At 61.6% G+C, this 18,252-nt stretch carries 14 protein-coding genes; 3 read left to right on the top strand and 11 right to left on the bottom strand.

Annotated elements, in window-relative coordinates; translation table 11 throughout:
- Nucleotides 1–61 precede the first annotated feature (61 nt).
- From fdhE to DBP26_RS23150, 7 genes are all read right to left on the bottom strand, one after another.
- A complete protein-coding gene (gene fdhE / locus DBP26_RS23185; RefSeq protein ID WP_108239791.1) occupies nt 62–1,003 on the bottom strand; it encodes a formate dehydrogenase accessory protein FdhE in 942 nt (313 codons plus the stop codon).
- On the bottom strand, nt 1,000–1,668 hold the full coding sequence (locus tag DBP26_RS23180; protein WP_108239790.1) for a formate dehydrogenase subunit gamma: 669 nt from the start codon (nt 1,666–1,668) through the stop codon (nt 1,000–1,002). The genes fdhE and DBP26_RS23180 overlap by 4 nt, the downstream gene beginning before the upstream one ends.
- Nucleotides 1,665–2,633 carry a formate dehydrogenase subunit beta gene (fdxH, locus tag DBP26_RS23175; RefSeq protein ID WP_108239789.1) on the bottom strand — a complete coding sequence of 323 codons (969 nt, stop codon included), beginning with the start codon at nt 2,631–2,633 and terminating at the stop codon, nt 1,665–1,667. The genes DBP26_RS23180 and fdxH overlap by 4 nt, the downstream gene beginning before the upstream one ends.
- Nucleotides 2,634–5,699 (bottom strand): formate dehydrogenase-N subunit alpha, encoded by a 3,066-nt coding sequence (fdnG, locus tag DBP26_RS23170; protein ID WP_146749665.1) that lies wholly within the window; start codon nt 5,697–5,699, stop codon nt 2,634–2,636.
- A 248-nt stretch (nt 5,700–5,947) separates the two neighbouring features.
- Nucleotides 5,948–8,182 carry a 1,4-alpha-glucan branching protein GlgB gene (gene glgB / locus DBP26_RS23160; RefSeq protein WP_108239786.1) on the bottom strand — a complete coding sequence of 745 codons (2,235 nt, stop codon included), beginning with the start codon at nt 8,180–8,182 and terminating at the stop codon, nt 5,948–5,950.
- 2 nt (nt 8,183–8,184) lie between these two features.
- On the bottom strand, nt 8,185–11,505 hold the full coding sequence (gene treS / locus DBP26_RS23155) for a maltose alpha-D-glucosyltransferase (RefSeq protein ID WP_108239785.1): 3,321 nt from the start codon (nt 11,503–11,505) through the stop codon (nt 8,185–8,187).
- Nucleotides 11,506–11,524: 19 nt separating this feature from the next.
- Complete coding sequence (locus tag DBP26_RS23150) at nt 11,525–13,558, bottom strand: alpha-1,4-glucan--maltose-1-phosphate maltosyltransferase (protein WP_108239784.1); 2,034 nt, start codon at nt 13,556–13,558, stop codon at nt 11,525–11,527.
- A gap of 314 nt (nt 13,559–13,872) precedes the next feature.
- Here DBP26_RS23150 and DBP26_RS23145 point away from each other — a divergent pair, with 314 nt between their 5' ends.
- A complete protein-coding gene (locus DBP26_RS23145) occupies nt 13,873–14,064 on the top strand; it encodes a hypothetical protein (RefSeq protein WP_108239783.1) in 192 nt (63 codons plus the stop codon).
- A 7-nt stretch (nt 14,065–14,071) separates the two neighbouring features.
- Here DBP26_RS23145 and DBP26_RS23140 read toward each other — a convergent pair whose 3' ends face one another.
- Nucleotides 14,072–14,617, bottom strand: a complete 546-nt coding sequence (locus DBP26_RS23140; RefSeq protein ID WP_108239825.1) for an MgtC/SapB family protein — start codon at nt 14,615–14,617, stop codon at nt 14,072–14,074.
- A gap of 140 nt (nt 14,618–14,757) precedes the next feature.
- Between DBP26_RS23140 and DBP26_RS23135 the strand changes: the two genes are divergently transcribed.
- Together DBP26_RS23135 and DBP26_RS23130 are read left to right on the top strand one after the other, a co-directional pair.
- A complete protein-coding gene (locus DBP26_RS23135; RefSeq protein ID WP_108239782.1) occupies nt 14,758–15,006 on the top strand; it encodes a DUF3203 family protein in 249 nt (82 codons plus the stop codon).
- A gap of 104 nt (nt 15,007–15,110) precedes the next feature.
- Nucleotides 15,111–15,512, top strand: a complete 402-nt coding sequence (locus DBP26_RS23130) for a hypothetical protein (protein WP_108239781.1) — start codon at nt 15,111–15,113, stop codon at nt 15,510–15,512.
- Between the two features lie 21 nt (nt 15,513–15,533).
- Here DBP26_RS23130 and DBP26_RS23125 read toward each other — a convergent pair whose 3' ends face one another.
- The 3 genes from DBP26_RS23125 to DBP26_RS23115 form a co-directional block, all read right to left on the bottom strand.
- Complete coding sequence (locus DBP26_RS23125; protein WP_108239780.1) at nt 15,534–16,385, bottom strand: DUF1989 domain-containing protein; 852 nt, start codon at nt 16,383–16,385, stop codon at nt 15,534–15,536.
- A gap of 14 nt (nt 16,386–16,399) precedes the next feature.
- Nucleotides 16,400–17,065 carry a GntR family transcriptional regulator gene (locus DBP26_RS23120; protein ID WP_108239779.1) on the bottom strand — a complete coding sequence of 222 codons (666 nt, stop codon included), beginning with the start codon at nt 17,063–17,065 and terminating at the stop codon, nt 16,400–16,402.
- A gap of 154 nt (nt 17,066–17,219) precedes the next feature.
- Nucleotides 17,220–18,041: an alpha/beta hydrolase gene (locus tag DBP26_RS23115; protein ID WP_108239778.1), complete on the bottom strand. Its 822-nt coding sequence runs from the start codon at nt 18,039–18,041 to the stop codon at nt 17,220–17,222.
- Nucleotides 18,042–18,252 lie beyond the last annotated feature (211 nt).

Below are 18,252 nucleotides of genomic sequence, written 5' to 3'. Positions count from 1 at the left end.
CGGCCTCAACAGCCAGGCCGGAATCAAAAGGCGATCATCCAAGGAGTGTAGTCGCCGATCCTCAATCGCCGCCCGGTGCGAAAAGTAAATTCGGTGCGCGACGATGAACGCCCTCCTCATCCAGGCGCATGTCCAGCATCAGGGTGGCCAGGTCCGCGGACAGCGCTTCGGCGTCCGGCTCGCACTCCAGATAGACCTGTTTGAGGTAGCCGTTGCACGTCGGGCAGACCTCGGCGCGTACGGGCGCCTTGGTCACCGCCGCCCGGTCATCTTCCAGGCTGACGTACCGCAGCCCCGCGCTCTGTTCGCAGTACACGCATTTGACCCGCACCACATGCCATTCGCAGGCACACAGGGAACACACCAGGTAGCGCAGCCCGTTGTATTTGCCGCGGTGGCGAATCACCCCGGCCATGGCCGACGAGCCGCAGGCCGGACACTGACTGAGGCTGTCACCCGGCTTGAAATCATGGCTCGGCAGGGTCAGTAATCCATGGCTCCACGCCGCTTGCAACGCGGCGCCGAGAAAGGGTACCAGCGCCGCCGAGACACCTGAATACTGGCCGCCGAGCAGTGAAACGGCCCATGCCCGGCGCTGCCCCCTGTCGGCTTCACGCAGCCGCGTCATCGCCCGCTGCACTGGGGCAGAGACAGGGTCCGGAAGCTCGAACAGCAACGCATCCAGCCACACTTGCCAGGCGTCCTCCCGGGCCAGGGTCTCAGCTGACAAGGGTGGTAATCCGTGCTGAATGCACTGGCTCAGGCGCTGAGGATCAGGCGCCCAGTGAGCCGGTGGCTGATCGATCAGACGCTGCTGTGCTCGACACACACCTGCCAACAGCCGCAGGTATTCACCCAGCGGATGGCCGTCGGCCAATCGTTCGAGCCGTCGAGCACGCAAGGCGAACAGGTCGTTCGGCGGCAGGTGCAAGAACGGCAAGGCATTGCCCCCTGCCTCGGCCTGAATCTGTTCGGGTTCACGAATCCGGTCTGACGAGGTCATCCTTTTTTACCCACTCGGTCCGACGAAGATTCTTTCTCGGCCACCTGCCGGTACCACAGTGCGTGATGCTTCCTGGCCCAGCGGCGGCTGACCCAGCCGTGCAGCATCGCGCCCACCGACCCCTTGATCCAGATGCCGGCGTAGATGTGCACGATGATGCTGGTCACCAATACGAACCCGGCCAGCGCGTGGACCAGCGCGCCAAGGCGAATCACCCCAATGTCGAAGTAGGCGCTGAAATAGGCGCGCCAGATGATCACGCCGCTGACCAACAGACCCAGCATGCACAGCAGCAAGGTCCAGAAGAGCAACTTCTGACCGGGGTTGTATTTACCGATGGGTGGCACGCCCGCCTCCTGATTTTTCATCACCCGGTCGATGCGTTTGAGCCACAACCGATCATTGGCGATAAACAGGTTCGCACGCCAGAAACGGACCACCAGCCCCATGAAGAACAGAAACATCGCCACCCCCATGAACGGGTGCAGAATGCGCGTCCACGGGCCGCCGCCGAACAGATGCGTGAGCCAGAACAGTGCGGGGTGAAACAACGCCAGGCCTGAGAGGGCCGCCATGAAAAACAGAATCGCAACGATCCAGTGGTTCGTCCGCTCGTTGGCGTTGTACCGCAGAATGGTTTTACCGGGTTCACGGTGGTCGCTCATGGTCGCGGCTCTCCTTCATGCCCTCGGTTCGTGTGGGTGTCCCTCGGCTGCTGCGGGTCGTAGACATGCACGGCCGGGTCGACTTCGTGCACGACCGGGTCGGGGCCAGGGTCCTGCTCATCTTCTTCACGCTGCGGTCCGACCCGAACGTAGTGGAAGAATCCCGCCAGCACGGCCAGCCCCATCGCCAGCAGCGCCAGGGGCTTGGTCGCGCCCTTCCAAAGACTCACCAGCGGGCTGATCTGCGGGTCCTGCGGCAGCCCGGCGTAGCGATTCGGGTCGTCGGCGTGGTGCAACACATACATCACGTGGGTGCCTCCGACGCCCGGCGGGTCGTAAAGGCCCGCGTTGTCGAAGCCCCGGGACTGCAGATCCACGACCCGCTCGGCGGCATGGACTTTCATGTCTTCCTTGCTGCCGAACACGATTGCCCCGGTCGGGCAGGTTTTCACGCAGGCCGGCTCCAGGCCGACTGCGACCCGATCCGAACACAGCGTGCATTTGTAGGCTTTGTGGTCCTTCTGCGAAATGCGTGGAATGTTGAACGGGCAACCGGTGATGCAATAGCCGCAGCCAATGCAGTGGTCCTGATTGAAATCGACGATGCCATTGGCATGCTGGATGATCGCTCCCGGGCTCGGACAGGCCTTCAGGCAGCCGGGTTCGGCGCAGTGCATGCAACCGTCCTTGCGAATGAGCCACTCCAAGGTATCGTCGGCGGTTTCATGTTCGGTGAAGCGCATCAGCGTCCAGGTCTCTGCGCTCAGGTCCTGGGGGTTGTCGTAAGTGCCGTGGTTGTGGCCGACCTCATCGCGCAGCTCGTTCCACTCCGAGCAAGCGACCTGGCAGGCCTTGCAACCGATGCATTTGGTGGTGTCGATCAGCTTGGCGACTTCGTCCATCTGGCGGACCGACGACGGCACCGTAGTGGTCGCTGAACGGGCAATGATGTCTTGAATGGCCATTCAGAGCTTCTCCAGGTTGACCAGGAACGACTTGGATTCCGGGGTCTGCGAGTTGCCATCGCCAAGAAACGGCACCAAGGTATTGGCCAGGTAGCCGTTGCGCGTGGTGCCGGTGAAGCCCCAGTGGATCGGAATGCCGATCTGATGCACCACCTGGTTGTTCACCTGCAATGGCCGAATACGTTTAGTGACCACCGCCACGGCTTCGATGAAACCGCGCTTGCTGCTGACCCGCACCCGATCGCCCGCCACGATGCCCTTTTCCTTGGCCAGGGCTTCGCCGATCTCCACGAACTGCTCCGGCTGGGCAATTGCGTTGAGACGACAATGCTTGCTCCAGTAATGAAAATGTTCGGTGAGCCGGTAACTGGTGCCTGCGTACGGAAAGTCCTTGGCCACTCCGAGCGAATCCCACACTGAGTCGAAAATGCGCCCGGCCGGATTGCTGGTCGCGTTCTTGTTGGTCGGGTGCAGCGGGTTGATGCCGATGGGCGTTTCGAACGGCTCGTAGTGCTCAGGGAAAGGCCCTTCGTTCATCTTGTCCACGGCAAAGAAACGCGCCACCCCTTCGGGGTTCATGATGAACGGGTTCATCCCGGCCTCCGGTGCCGAGGTCACGGCGAAATCCGGCACGTCAGTGCCCGTCCAGACCTTGCCGCTCCACCAGATCAGGCGCTTTTTCGCATCCCACGGCTGCCCCTTGAGATCGGCAGATGCCCGGTTATAGAGAATGCGTCGGTTGCTCGGCCAGGCCCACGCCCAACCCTGATGCTGGTGCATCTCATAAGGGTCGCTGTTGTCACGGCGGGCCATCTGATTGCCGGCTTCGGTCCAACTGCCGCAGAAAATCCAGCAACCGGACGCCGTGCTGCCGTCGTCCTTCAATTGCGCGAAACCGGCGAGTTGAGCCCCGCCTTTGACGACCGCTCCGGTGGCATCGGTGACGTCCACGACGGCCGAGCCGTTGATTTCCCTGGCGATTTCTTCCGGGGAAGGCTCCTGCGGCACTTTGTATGGCCAACTGAGTTTCAGCAGCGGCTCGGGATAGGCCCCGCCCTGCTCCTGGTAGCGTTTGCGCAGCCGCAGGAACAGCTCGCTCATGATGCGAATGTCGGTGATCGCCTCCCCCGGCCCCTCCGCGCCCTTGAAATGCCACTGCAGCCAACGGCTGCTGTTGACCAGCGAACCGTCTTCCTCGGCAAAACAGGTAGTGGGCAGGCGGATGACTTCGGTCTGGATGTCCTGCGACTGCACATCGTTGTAAGGGCCGACGTTCTTCCAGAACTCGGAAGTTTCCGTGGCCAACGGATCCATGACCACCAGCCACTTCAGCTTGGCCAAGGCCTTCATGACCCGGTTCTTGTCAGGAAGCGCCGCAATCGGGTTGAAACCCTGGCAGACGTAGCCATTGACCTGCCCCTTGCCCATCAGGTCGAACATTTTCAGGATGTCGTACGTAGGAATGTCCAACTTCGGCAACCAGTCATAGCCCCAATTGTTCTCGGCTGTCGCATTGGCCCCGTACCAGGATTTCATCAGGCTGACATGGAACTTGCTGTAGTTCTGCCAGTAGGACAGTTGCCCAGGACGCAGCGGCTTTTGCGTGCGCTTGGCGATGAAGGCGTTGTAATCCTGTTCGGCGTCCATCCCGAGGGTCAGGTAGCCGGGCAGCGCGTTCGAGAGCAGGCCCAGATCGGTCAGCCCTTGAATGTTGGAATGCCCGCGCAACGCGTTGACCCCGCCGCCCGGCATGCCGACGTTGCCGAGCAACAACTGCACCATCGCTGCACTGCGGATGATCTGCGCCCCCGTCGAATGCTGCGTCCAGCCCAGCGCATAGAGAATGGTCATGGTCTTGCCCGGTGCCGAGCACGTGGCGATCTCTTCCCAGATTTTCATCATCTGCGCCTGCGGCATGCCACAGGTGAGGCTGGCGAGTTCGGGCGTGTAACGGCTGTAATGCCGCTTCATCAGTTGATAGACGCAACGAGGGTCCTGCAGGGTCGGATCGACCTTGGCAAAGCCATCCTCGCCCAACGCGTAGCCCCAACCGGACTTATCGGTGTAGAGACGCTTGCTGGCGTCGTAGCCGCTGAAAATCCCGTCCTCGAAGCTGAACCCCTCATTGACGATGAACGACACGTCGGAGTAATTGCGCACGTATTCGTGCTGGATTTTGTCCTGGGTGATCAGATAGTTGATCAGCCCGCCCATGAACGCGATGTCGCTGCCAGTGCGGATCGGCGCGTAGTAGTCGGCCACGGACGCCGTCCGTGTGAACCGAGGATCGACGACGATCAATCGCGCCTGATTGTGCGCCTTGGCTTCGGTCACCCATTTGAAACCGCAGGGGTGCGCTTCTGCTGCGTTGCCGCCCATGACCAGAATCAGATTCGCGTTGGCGATATCGGTCCAGGTATTGGTCATGGCACCACGGCCGTACGTCGGGGCAAGACTTGCCACCGTCGGGCCGTGTCAGACACGCGCTTGGTTATCGAACCCCAGCATGCCGGTGGCGCGGACCACCTTATGGGTCATGTAGCCCGCCTCGTTGGAGGCCGCCGATGCCGCGAGAAAGCCTGTGGTCAGCCAGCGGTTGACGGTCTGGCCCTTGTCATTCTTCTCGACGAAGTTGGCGTCGCGGTCGGCCTTCATCAGATCGGCCACGCGGTCCAGCGCCTCGTCCCAGGAAATGCGTGTCCACTCGTCGCTGCCGGGCTTGCGGATCTGTGGGTACTGAAGGCGGCTTGGGCTGTGGATGAAGTCCAGCAACCCTGCTCCTTTGGGGCACAACGTGCCGCGATTGACCGGGTGATCGGCGTCGCCTTCGATGTGGATGATGTGCTGTGCGACGTTTTTCGCCGCGTCGCCGAGGCTGTACATGATTAACCCGCACCCCACCGAGCAGTAGGGGCATGTGTTGCGGGTTTCATGGGTGTGAGCGAGTTTGAAGTGGCGTATCTGCTCGGCGAACGCAGGCGTCGGGGCCATGCCCAACGCCGCCAGGCTCGAGCCTCCAAGGCCAACGGCGGCGACCTTGAAGAACTGCCGACGGTTGAGATCCATCGTGCACTCCTGATCAGGTGTAAAGCCCGGTACGTTGCCGGGCAGAAAGTCGATCACGGTGTCAGCGTCAGTGGGCCGACACTTGGAGCGTAGACGAGATTTCGAAGCGGTACATGAAATCGGGGGGTAGCCAGGTGAAACCCGGCTGGAGGCGGGCCCGACCGCCGCCGAGGATCCCTCGACGGCGGCGGCCTCAGTTCAGACCGCCACCGCCTGCGGGCCGCCGCGCAGGCGGAACCTGAACGGACTTACTGCTCGGCGACAGGCTTGAACACCACCACGGCCAAGGGTGGCAGGTCCAGTGCCAAGGACACGGGCTGGCCATGGCTCTTCACGTCGTCGGTGGAAACCGCCCCACCATTGCCGACGTTGGAACCGGCATACACCTCGGCATCGGTGTTGAGCAGCTCTGCCCATCGCCCGCCAAACGGCACACCAACGCGGTAACCGTGACGCGGCACCGGCGTCAGGTTGGCCACCACCAACAGGGGCTCGCCCTCCTTGCTCCAGCGCAGGTAGGCGTAGACGCTGTTCCCCGCGTCATCACCGATCACCCACTGAAAACCCTGCGGTTGGCAGTCCTGTTCGTGCAGCGCCTTTTCCGAACGGTACAAGCGGTTAAGGTCGCCGACCAGCGTGTGCACGCCTTTGTGGTCGGCGTACTGCAGGAAGTGCCAATCCAGTTCGGTGTCATGGTTCCACTCCCGCCACTGGCCGAACTCACAGCCCATGAACAGCAGCTTCTTGCCGGGGTGGGTCCACATGAAGGCCAGGTAGGCGCGCAGGTTGGCGAATTTCTGCCAGCGGTCGCCAGGCATTTTGTCGATCAGCGAGTGCTTGCCGTGCACCACTTCATCATGGGAAATCGGCAAGATGAAGCGCTCCGACCACGCATAGACCAACCCGAAGCTCAGTTCGCTGTGGTGGTGCTGACGGTGGATCGGGTCCTGCTGGATGTAGTGCAGCGAATCATGCATCCAGCCCATGTTCCATTTGTAGGAGAAACCCAGACCACCCTGTTGGGTCGCCTGCGTCACCCCCGGCCAGGCAGTGGACTCCTCGGCGATGACCAGCGCGCCGGGGGCTTCCAGCGCTACCACATCGTTGAGGTGGCGCAGGAAATCGATGGCCTCCAGGTTCTCGCGACCGCCGTAACGGTTCGGTACCCACTCACCGGCCTTGCGTGAATAGTCGCGGTAAAGCATCGAGGCCACCGCATCCACCCGCAGTCCGTCGATGTGGAAATGCTTCAGCCAGTGCACACCCGACGCGATCATGAAGCCATGCACCTCAGTGCGCCCCAGGTTGTAGATCAAGGTGTCCCAGTCCTGGTGGAACCCCTCGAGCGGGTTGCCATACTCATACAACGCAGTGCCGTCGAATTGCGCCAGGCCATGGGCATCGGTAGGGAAATGCGCCGGCACCCAATCGAGGATCACGCCGATGTCGGCACGGTGGCAGGCATCGACGAAGCCGGCGAATTGTTCGGCCGTGCCATAACGGGCGCTGGGGGCGAATTGTGAAAGCAACTGGTACCCCCATGAACCGCCGAAGGGGTGTTCCATGATGGGCATCAGTTCGATGTGGGTGAAACCCAGGCCCTTGATATAGGGGATCAACTCATCGGCCAGTTCTGTCCAGTTGAACGGACGGTCCGGTTCATCTTCGCCGCCGTGATGCCATTTCCAGGAGCCTGCGTGCAGCTCATAGATCGAGAGCGGCTTATGGATATCCTGCTTGTCGCCCCGGCCCTGCATCCAGTCATGGTCTTGCCAGGCAAAGCTCAGCGGCGCTGCGACCTTGGAGGCCGTGTCCGGCGGCAATGCCGTGGCGAGGGCCATGGGATCGGCTTTCAGCGGCAGAACGCCGTGCTGCCCGAGGATTTCGTATTTGTAGGTTTCCCCTGGGCCGATGCGCGGAATGAAGATCTCCCACACGCCGGCAGGATGGCGCAACCGCATCGGATGGCGGCGGCCATCCCAACTGTTGAAATCCCCGACCACCGAGACCCGTCGCGCATTCGGCGCCCACACCGCGAAGCGCACCCCATCCACCCCGTCGACCGTCTTCACTTGGGCGCCCAGGGCGCTGCTCAAGTCGCGGTGGTTGCCCTCGGCAAACAGGTACAAATCCATTTCGCCCAGCAACTGACCGAAGCTGTAGGGATCTTCGGTGATCTGCTCGCCCGTGGCCCAGTTGATTTTCAGCAGGTACGGTTCACGCACCGCAAAGTGCCCGGCGAAAAAACCGGGCTTGTCGCTCATCTTCAACTCACCCAGATCGCGCTCACCGTCCCGCGACAGCACACGAACCGCCAATGCATTGGGCAGGTAGGCGCGAATCACCTGGCCATCCTTGCCATCGCTGTGAGGCCCCAGCATGGAGAACGGGTCGCGGTGTTCGGCGCGGATCAACGCGTCCATATCGCCGGCGGTAGGCAACAGCTTGTGGTTGCCCGTGCCGAATTGGTCAGACGCACTCATGTTCATTCTCCATCAGACAGGTTCAACAGCCCGCGCAGGCCTTGAAGCGGAACCGACAACCAAGTCGGGCGATTCTCAGCCTCGTAGGCCACTTCATAAGCGGCTTTTTCCAAGGTGAACAGCGCCAGCGCGGCGGCTTCCCCCTTGGCATCCTTAAACGCGTGGGCAACGTCAACGGTAGCTTGTTTGTAGGCCGCCAAAAACGCTTCCCGCGCTTGTAACAAATACGTTTCAGCCACATGCCGACGCGCGGCGGACGCCTGCTCCGAGGTGTCGGTGGCGTGGGCATTTCGCATCGCCATCGCCGCAGCGTAGTCGAATGACCGCAACACGCCGCTGACGTCCTTGAAGGGGCTGTACTTGGCGCGTCTTTCTTGCAATGGACGGGCCGGCTCGCCTTCGAAATCGATCAGGTAGGCATCCCCCTTGACCACCAACATCTGGCCCAGGTGCAGGTCACCGTGCACGCGCATCCGCAGGCCGCCCACCGATTGTTTGGCCAGGGTCTTCACGTGAGCCAGCAACGCCTGACGCTTGCCCAGCAGTTCACTGACCAACTGCTGATCGCCGGGTTCCAGCGTTTCGCGATGCTGCTCCAGCAAATTCAGCGCCCGTTCCACCTGAGCCGAGACACTGTTGGCGGAGGCCTGGCTGTCTTTGGCGCTGGTGACCTCCGGCTTGAAATCCGGATCGTCCGTCGGCGCACTGAGCACCACGTGCATCTCGCCGAGGCGCTGCCCCAGCAAACTGGCGAAGTCTTTCAGTTCCAGCAAGGCATTGGCGTGCTGTTCAAGGTTGGAATGACCATGCGCCATCTCATCGCGAACGGCGCGTTCCAGATTGTTCTGCGTCCATTCCCAGGCATCGCCCTGGTTGCTCAAATAACCCTGAGCGATCATCAGCAGGTTGCTTTGACCCTCGCCATCGACCCGCACGACAGCGCCCAGTAGCGGGGAAATATGGCCATAACCGGCTTCGGTCAGATAGGCGCCCATTTCCAGTTCGGGGTGCGTACCGGCGGCCACGCGGCGGATCATCTTCAAGACCAGCGCCCCTCCTACCACCACCGAACTGTTGGACTGTTCGGCGGAGAGGTACCGCACTTCCGACTCGTCGTTCAACCCCAGCGGCAGCAGCTTCGAGGTTTTCTGGAAACGCAACTCGCCCGATCCCGTGGCCAGGGTCAGGTCGTTCTGCATACCCTTGATGACCTCGCGAATGAACGGCTCAAGGGTAAAGGCATCGGTAATCAGACCGACCTGGCGGCCGCGGCGGACCCGGGCCAGTGCCAGTTGTTGCGGCAAGGCTTTGCTGAAGTCGTCTTCGGCGAGGAACCCGAAAGGCATTTGATAGCGGGCAACCTCCCCGGCCGACGTGACCTCGATCTCGCTGAGCAGCACCGGGCGCTCACGGGTGCCGAAGCGCACGCCATAATCGATGTGCACCCGGTCGATGGCCGTTCCCTTGCCTGCGAACCAGCGTCGCTTGGGCAAGTAAACCGACAAGGACGTCTGCTCCATGCTCTGGCGAAGAGGTTCGTCGAGCAGTTCTTCCATCCGCTGTTTGAGCACGAGCGTTGGAAAGTCCGGCATGCTTTCGGCCGGTTCAACGTGCCAACTGGGCATTTGATTCTCCGCGGCCAGCAGGAACCAGTAGAAGCCATAAGGTGGCAACGTGAGCAGGTAATTGAGCTGGCCAATAGGTGGGAAAGCGCTGCCGCCGAGCATTTCCACCGGCACCGTGCCAGCGTACTGCGACAGTTCGAGTTCGGCCGCCTGGGCAGCCGAGGAGACGTTGGCGACACACAGGATGATTTCGCTCTTGCCGTCCGGCCCGGTGTATTCCCGGGTGTAGGCGAGAATCCGGCGGTTGCTCGGTGACAGCATCTTCAAGGTGCCGCGGCCGAAAGCCTTCTGCTGCTTGCGCACCGCGAGCATGCGGCGGGTCCAGTTCAACAGCGAGTGCGGGTCATGCTCCTGCGCCTCGACGTTGACCGACTGGTAGCCGTAGAGCGGGTCCATGATCGGCGGCAGCACCAGACTGGCCGGATTGGCTCGCGAGAACCCGCCATTGCGGTCGATGGACCACTGCATGGGTGTGCGCACGCCATCCCGGTCCCCGAGATAAATGTTGTCGCCCATGCCGATTTCGTCGCCGTAATACAAGGTCGGCGTACCTGGCATGGACAACAACATGCTGTTGAGGAGCTCCACCCGTCGACGATCGCGCTCGAGCAACGGCGCCAGCCGGCGTCGGATGCCGAGGTTGATTCGTGCGCGGCGATCGGACGCGTAGTAGTTCCACAGGTAGTCGCGCTCACGATCAGTGACCATTTCCAGGGTCAGCTCGTCGTGGTTGCGCAGGAAAATCGCCCATTGGCAGTTCTCCGGAATCTCGGGCGTCTGCCGCAAAATGTCGGTGATCGGAAAGCGGTCTTCTTGAGCTACCGCCATGTACATGCGCGGCATCAGGGGAAAGTGAAAGGCCATATGGCATTCGTCGCCGTCCTTGCCCTTGCGATCGCCGAAGTACAGCTGAGTGTCCTCAGGCCATTGGTTGGCCTCGGCCAGCAACATGCGATCGGGGTAATTGGCGTCGATTTCAGCGCGAATGGTTTTCAGGACGTCGTGGGTTTCCTGCAGGTTCTCGTTGTTGGTGCCGTCGCGTTCGATCAGGTAAGGAATCGCATCCAGGCGCAACCCGTCGATCCCCATGTCCAGCCAGTAACGCATCACTTCCAGCACCGCCTTCATGACCTGCGGGTTGTCGAAGTTCAAATCCGGCTGGTGGGAATAGAAACGATGCCAGAAGTACTGGCCGGCGACCGGGTCCCAGGTCCAGTTGGACTTCTCGGTGTCGAGGAAGATGATGCGCGTGCCATCGTATTTTTGGTCGTCATCGGACCAGACGTAAAAATCCCGTGCCTTGGAGCCTTTCTTGGCATGCCGCGCCCGTTGGAACCACGGATGCTGGTCGGAGGTGTGATTGATGACCAGCTCGGTAATCACCCGCAACCCGCGCTTGTGGGCTTCGGCGATGAACTTCTTCGCATCGGCCATGTTGCCGTAATCGCTGTGGATGCCCCGGTAATCGGAAATGTCGTAACCATCGTCGCGCCGGGGCGATGGGTAGAACGGCAGCAGCCAAATGGTATTGACCCCCAGTTCGGCAATGTAGTCGAGCTTGGCGATAAGCCCCGGAAAATCACCGATGCCATCGTCGTTGGAGTCGAAATACGACTTCACGTGAACCTGGTAGATCACCGCATCTTTGTACCAAAGCGGATCGTCGATAAACGCAGCGTTCCGGTTCTTTTTCGCCATGACGCCATCCTTAGAATGATTAATGGGCGGCCTTGATTCGCCAGATGCCAAACGGCTGGTACGCCGGATCGATGCGCATCCACTGGACTTTGCCGTACCAGGTCCAGGAATGCCCGGACATCAAGTCCTCACCCAGGGTGGCGGCATCGTCGGGCAGGCCCATTTCCCAGAGCGGCAATTCGAAATGCGCTTCCTGAGCGTTATGGGGGTCGAGGCTGACCGCCACCAGAATGAAGTTGCTGCCGTCAGCACTGCGTTTGCCGAAGTACAGGATGTTGTCGTTCCACGCGTTGTAAACGCGCAACCCCAGATGGGTTTGCAAAGCCGGGTTCTGGCGACGGATGCGATTGAGTTGAGCGATTTCGGCAATGATGTTGCCCGGCGCGGTGAAATCCCGAGGGCGAATCTCGTACTTCTCGGAATCCAGATATTCCTCTTTGCCCGGCACAGGGGCCGACTCGCAGAGTTCGAACCCTGAATACATGCCCCAGAGCCCGGAGCCCATGGTGGCCAGCGCGGCGCGGATCAAAAAGCCCGGACGCCCTGAGTCATGGAGGAAATGAGGGTTGATGTCCGGGGTATTGACGAAGAAGTTCGGCCGGTAGCACTCGCGCCATGGCGACTGGTTGAGCTGGGTGAAGTACTCGCTGAGCTCGGCTTTGGTGTTACGCCAGGTGAAGTAGGTATAGCTCTGGGAGTAACCGACCTTGCCGAGTCGAGCCATCATTGCCGGTTTAGTGAACGCCTCGGCGAGGAACATCACGTCGGGGTGCTGGCTGCGAACATCGGCGATCAGCCATTGCCAGAACGGCAGGGGTTTGGTGTGCGGGTTGTCGACCCGAAAAATCTTGACGCCCTCCTCGACCCAACCGACCACGATATCCCGCAGTTCCAGCCACAGGCTGGGAATGGCATCAGGCGCGTAGAAGTCGACGTTGACGATGTCCTGGTATTTCTTCGGCGGGTTCTCCGCGTAGCGGATGGTGCCGTCCGGGCGCCAGGAGAACCAGCCCGGGTGCTCCTTGAGCCACAGGTGATCCTGGGAACACTGAATGGCGAAGTCCAGCGCGATCTCCAGGCCATGCTCGGCAGCCGCCTTGACCAGGTTGCGGAAATCTTCGCGCGTGCCCAACTGTGGATGGATCGCCTCATGCCCACCGTCCTGGCTGCCAATGGCGTATGGGCTGCCGGGGTCGTTCGGCCCAGCGGTCAACGAGTTGTTGGGGCCTTTGCGGTGCGCGCGGCCAATCGGGTGGATGGGCGGGAAATACAGGACATCGAAGCCCATGTCACGGATCATCGGCAGTCGGCTGTGCACGTCATTGAAGGTGCCGTGGCGGTGCTTGTCATCGGTGATCGAGCGCGGAAACAGCTCGTACCAACTGGCGAACTGCGCCCGCTCCCGTTCCACATCCAGCGGGAATTCCAGGCTGCGGCTCAAGAAGGCATGGTTGTCGGCCTGGGCCATGATCGCCGCAGTTTCGCTGTTCAACAGCAGCGCCACCTGCGCCTCATGTTCGGTGTTCTCGGCTAGCCGTTTCAGCAGGCTGTCGAGCTGACCGCGCAGCTCGTGCTGGCTGCGCTCGGCTGCGTGCACCAGGTGCAGGCGCCCTTCTTCCAGCTCCAGGCCGATCGCGACGCCGGCCGAATACTTCTTCTCCAGCTCGTAACGGTAACTGGCGAACTGGTCGATCCACGCTTCAAGGCGGAAAACGTAGCGGCTGACGACTGTCGGGGTGAACTCACCGATCCAGCTGTCATTGCCCAGATCGCGCATGGGCGCGGTCTGCCACTCTTGGTCGTCCGCGGCGCGGTAACAGATGCGCACGGCCAGCTTGTCGTGACCGTCGGCGAACACCTTGCTGGTCACTGTCACGGGCTGACCCGCGATCGCCTTGGCGGCCAGATGCCCAGCGTCGATGACCGGCTGCGTGTCTTCGATGACGATACGCGGCAGTTGCAGGGCTTGGGTCAGGGGTAAGGGCCGGGTTGGGTGCGGTACATCAGTGGCCAGGGAATCCGGGCCGTATGGCTGATCAGCAGTCACATTCATCGAGCATCACTCCTCACGCCCCTGGGACGCTCCTGATTGATTATCCGTAGATTCGTATGTGGTCAACAAAAGAAGGAGGCTCCCGGACTCAACACATCCTGACGGGGCCGCATAGGTTCCGAACGCCGGGTTCGGGGAAAAGTTCAAAGAGCTTGCGCTGCACCCGGATCAATCCGTTGCCAGCCTAGCCGCCCCGCTGAAAAGCGCTGCGCAATCGGTGTGAATCATTGGCCGAGGACAACGGTCGAACCCTGCGAATGCGTGGGAGATCCTCCACACGCTTGCCCCCCACAGCGCTAAAGGAAGGTGAAACCATGACCATTCCCGTTCCCGCAGAAACGCCCGATCCCAATATCGATGACCCGGAACTGCCTGTCCCGCCAGCAGAGGAACCGCCGCCACCGACCATGCCGCCGGTGATCGAGCCGCCGCAGGGCGATCCACCCAGTCAGGAACCGCCTGCGGTTATGACCTTGGCCGGACGCGAGGGAGCGCCCGGCCGCTGAACCGGACTCAGGGTTGATGAGAGTCGCCGCCAGTCTTGCGGTCGGGATGGCGGGCTCTCGTCTCGGGTGGATCGAGCCGGTCGGTCACCATGGGCACCAGGCTGAGGATACCGAGCCCCAGAACCGTGCTCAGCACGGCAGTCAACTCCCTGCCCATCCCCGCCGCCATTCCGATGGCGGCGGTCATCCATAGACCCGCGGCGGTGGTCAGCCCCTTGACCTGCGCGGTGTCCAGCTTTTGCCCCTTGAGAATGGTGCCCGCTCCCAGAAAGCCAATCCCGGCCACAATTCCCTGCGCCACTCGACTCAAAGCCGCATCGTCCGCTCCCGCCAACTGCGGCACCAGTACGAACAGCGCGGCTCCCATGGACACCAGCATGTGGGTCCGCACCCCCGCCGCCTTGCCTTTGTGTTCTCTTTCGAAACCCAACACGCCTCCCAGCAACGCCGCGATCGTCAGCCTGACCGTGACCCTCGTCAGCTGAGACGCATCGGTGATATCCGAGAACTCCGATTGCAGCGTGTCGACGACCTCTTCCCACCAACCATTCATGTTCCGCTGCCCTTGTGCCGGATGCTGCAGAAATGGACCGTCTACACCGCCGAGAGTGCGGTTGACCCTGCGTCGGACGGGCGAAACCTCGATGGCTTGCCTGAGTCGAACCTTCCACACGCCTGAACGGGAGCCGGTTCATGCCTCTGCAATTCGATGCCACCCACGCGCACTGCTGGGCCGTGGTCGACCAGGCCACTTACCGCTGCGCGGTGGCGGATGTGGTCATTACCACCAACGACGCCACCCACATGTCCGAAGCACTGATCGACGGTCGACGGATTCCGATCACTGAGGCCGAGGCCGACGCCCTGACCTTATACAACGCGACGGACCGGCGGCATCACACCATAGGGGTTGAACCGGGCGAAGACTCGCCGGTGATCTAACGCCCGATGTGCGACCTGCTGCCGACGTGCTGAACCAGCGCGTCCGCACCGTGACCGCAGAGAGGTGGCTGTGCATCGCAGCACGGCCTCGTTATGATCGCACCATGATCGCCAACCGCCCTCTCCGCTCCCCCTGTCCTCCCGGCGCCTGCGTCTGCGACCGCGATCGGCTGCTGGAAACGCTGGATGCCGATCGGCGCATCCTCGACCTGACCCGCCAAGAGGAAAAACGGCTGCTGGAGCGCCTGGAAAACCTTGCCAGCCTGGAAGACCTGCGGCACATGCAGCGGCGCATGTTTGAATTGCTCGGGCTGCGCATCGAAGTCCAGCCAGGGCTCAATGAAGTGCGCAGCATGCGCGGTATCGTCATCGACATCGCCGAGCTGCCCGGCCTGTGTCGCAAGACCCGCGCGGCGATCCCGGCCGCCATCCGCAAAGGAATGGAGAAAAACCCCGAAATCGCCTGGCGCTTGCTCGACGCCCACGACCTGTTGCGGGACGCGTGACCGGCGAGCGGGGATGCGGCCTTACTGTTCCCACGGCGCCTTGTCGATCTTCAATCCGTGCAGGCCGTTGTATTCGGCACGCTGGGGCTGCTGCCACCCCTCCAGCAAGGACGGGTCGAGGTCATAGATTTCAACGCCCAACGGTCGGCAGACGCTCAAGGGGTCCTGCGCCTCCGGCCCCCACATGGGCAGCGACAGATCCCCACCCGGACAGGTCGACAACGCGCACAGCAGATCGATTTCGGCAAAAAATTCCAGGTAATCCCCCTGCTTCGCGGGACACGCCTTCATGAAATACATGTCGTCATGGTTCAAGCCGGTGCACTGGAAGATGTTCAACACATCGTGGACATCGAATTCGGTCAACCCATGGGGCAGCACGGCGCGGGTCAGGTTGGAATGACAATGATGATGAAAATCCTCTCCGGTGAGCATCTTGTTGACGTAGGGGTCGCAGCGAGTGCCGAGCAGATCGTGCAAACGTCCACCGTGTTCGTCGATGCCATAGCTCGCCAGGCTGTCATCGGTAATGGTCACCAAGGGGCGCAGAAACGGCAGGTTCGACCACAAGCGGTCATAGGTGGTGACATGCGCACCCTGCAATTGACGGGTGCGTGCCGCCCACAGACGCTCGCGAGGATCGTTGGCATTCCACACGTTGAAGTCTCCCACCTGAGGGCCGATGGGGGTGGTGACCCGGAAAACCTGGCCCGCCCTGACCTTCCATGCCCGCCCGGTGCGGATCGGGACCTGGAACGCTTCCACTTGGGTACGGCTGCCTTGTGCCTCGCGAATGCGCGCATAGAACGCCGTGTCGACCTGCAGTGCCGCACCTTTACTGACCTGATAGGCGGCGGGGTAATCTTTGTGCATGGGCATCTCCTGACTCAGGGGGTGGCGACACGGGACAGTAAATCCAGTGCCTGATGTTCGGAATCGTTGAGGTAACTGCCCATCGCCTCGTCGGCATCCCGGCGGCGGTTCTCGATGAGCAATTGAAAAAGGTGGCGGTCGCGGGCCAACCATGGCGCCTGGTAGCTCGCTTCGTCGCGGGCGGTGGAGAACACCAAGCGCATCTGCGCCACGATGTTGGTAAAGAATTCGTCGAATGCCGGGCTGCCGATCAGGCCCACGATCTGCTGATGGAAACGCAGACTGTGGCTGCCGAAAGCGCGCCAGTCTTCCCGCTCACAGGCCAGTTCCGCGGCCTCGATGGCATTGGCCATGGGCCCTGACATGCCACTGACGACCGGTGCGCCCGTCAGGATGGCGCTGGATTCGAGTGTGCGCCGGACGCGGAACAAGTCGCGGACATCGTCCACGCTCAGCCGTCGCACGATCACCCCCTTGTGTCGGACGTAGTGGGTGAGGCCCTCGCGCCCCAGCAAGTGCAGCGCCTCGCGCACGGTATTGCGCGAAGCGCTGTAGCCACGCACCAGCTCACTTTCCACCAACGGCATGCCCGACAAGAGACGGCCATGGATGATGTCTTCGCGCAGCTCGTGCGCCACTTGATCGGCCAGCGAAAGGCCGCTTTGTTGGGCAATCGACACGACATGGATTCCTGAAGAAAGCGGGATTGTTCAACAACCCGATGATCTTCAGGACAGCACAGCCCGTGCCAACCGGGGACAAACGGTTTCGCCAGCCTGGACTGGCGTTGTACAGCGCAGAATTGCCCGCGGGCAGGCGGCCGCTGGTCGTGGGTCAGCCTTTTATGAAGGCCAGCAGAATCTGGTTGATTTCGGCGGGCTGAACAGCGCACATGCCGTGAGATCCCCCTTTGACGATATGCAACGTCGAGCCTTTGACCAACCCATGGCTTTTCTGGCCGGAGGCCACCAACGGCACGATCTGATCATCGTCGCCGTGCAGGATCAGGGTCGGCACGTCGATCTTTTTCAGGTCCTTGGTGAAGTCGGTTTCCGAAAACGCCTTGATGCAGTCGAATTCGCCCTTCACGCCACCGAGCATGCCAATCGCCCAGAATGAATCGATGGCGCCCTGCGAAACCTTCGCACCTTCACGGTTGAAGCCGAAAAACGGGAGTGCCAGGTCTTTGAAGAATTGCGAGCGGTCGGCCGTGAAACCGGCGCGGATGCCGTCGAAGACCTCCATCGGCAGGCCTTCAGGGTTGGCCGCAGTCTTGAGCATCAGCGGGGGCACCGCGCCGATCAGCACCGCCTTGGCCACCCGTGAAGTCCCGTGCCGGCCAATATAGCGCGCCACCTCCCCGCCCCCCGTCGAGTGGCCAATCATGATGGCGTCCTTGAGGTCGAGCGCTTCGAACAACTGCGCCAGGTCATCGGCATAGGTGTCCATGTCGTTGCCTTCCCAGGTCTGGCCCGAACGTCCGTGGCCGCGGCGGTCATGCGCAATCACCCGATAACCGTTCTGGCCGAGGAACAGCATCTGCGCATCCCAGGCATCGCCGTCCAGCGGCCAGCCGTGGGAGAAAACGATGGGCTGACCGCTGCCCCAATCCTTGTAGAAAAATTCGGTGCCGTCTTTCAGGGTCAAGATAGCCATGTGTCGCAATCCTCGGGAAATGTGCTGGGAAGATTCAGCGTAGACCCGGCTCGCGGATAAGCATTGTAGATATGTGCTCGTTTGCAGCGTCGGCCCGTGCGCTGCGCCCAGCGAACCGAAAACGGAAGGAATGATGATCCGAGCCGACGGCATGACTGCCCAATCGCGCATGGCTAGCCTGAGCGTCCACGCGCCCGGTCGTCATAGGCCG

Origin of the sequence: Pseudomonas sp. RIT409 (genome assembly GCF_003052515.2) — a bacterium.
Lineage (GTDB): Bacteria > Pseudomonadota > Gammaproteobacteria > Pseudomonadales > Pseudomonadaceae > Aquipseudomonas.
This window is presented reverse-complemented; position numbering and strand designations above follow the sequence as displayed.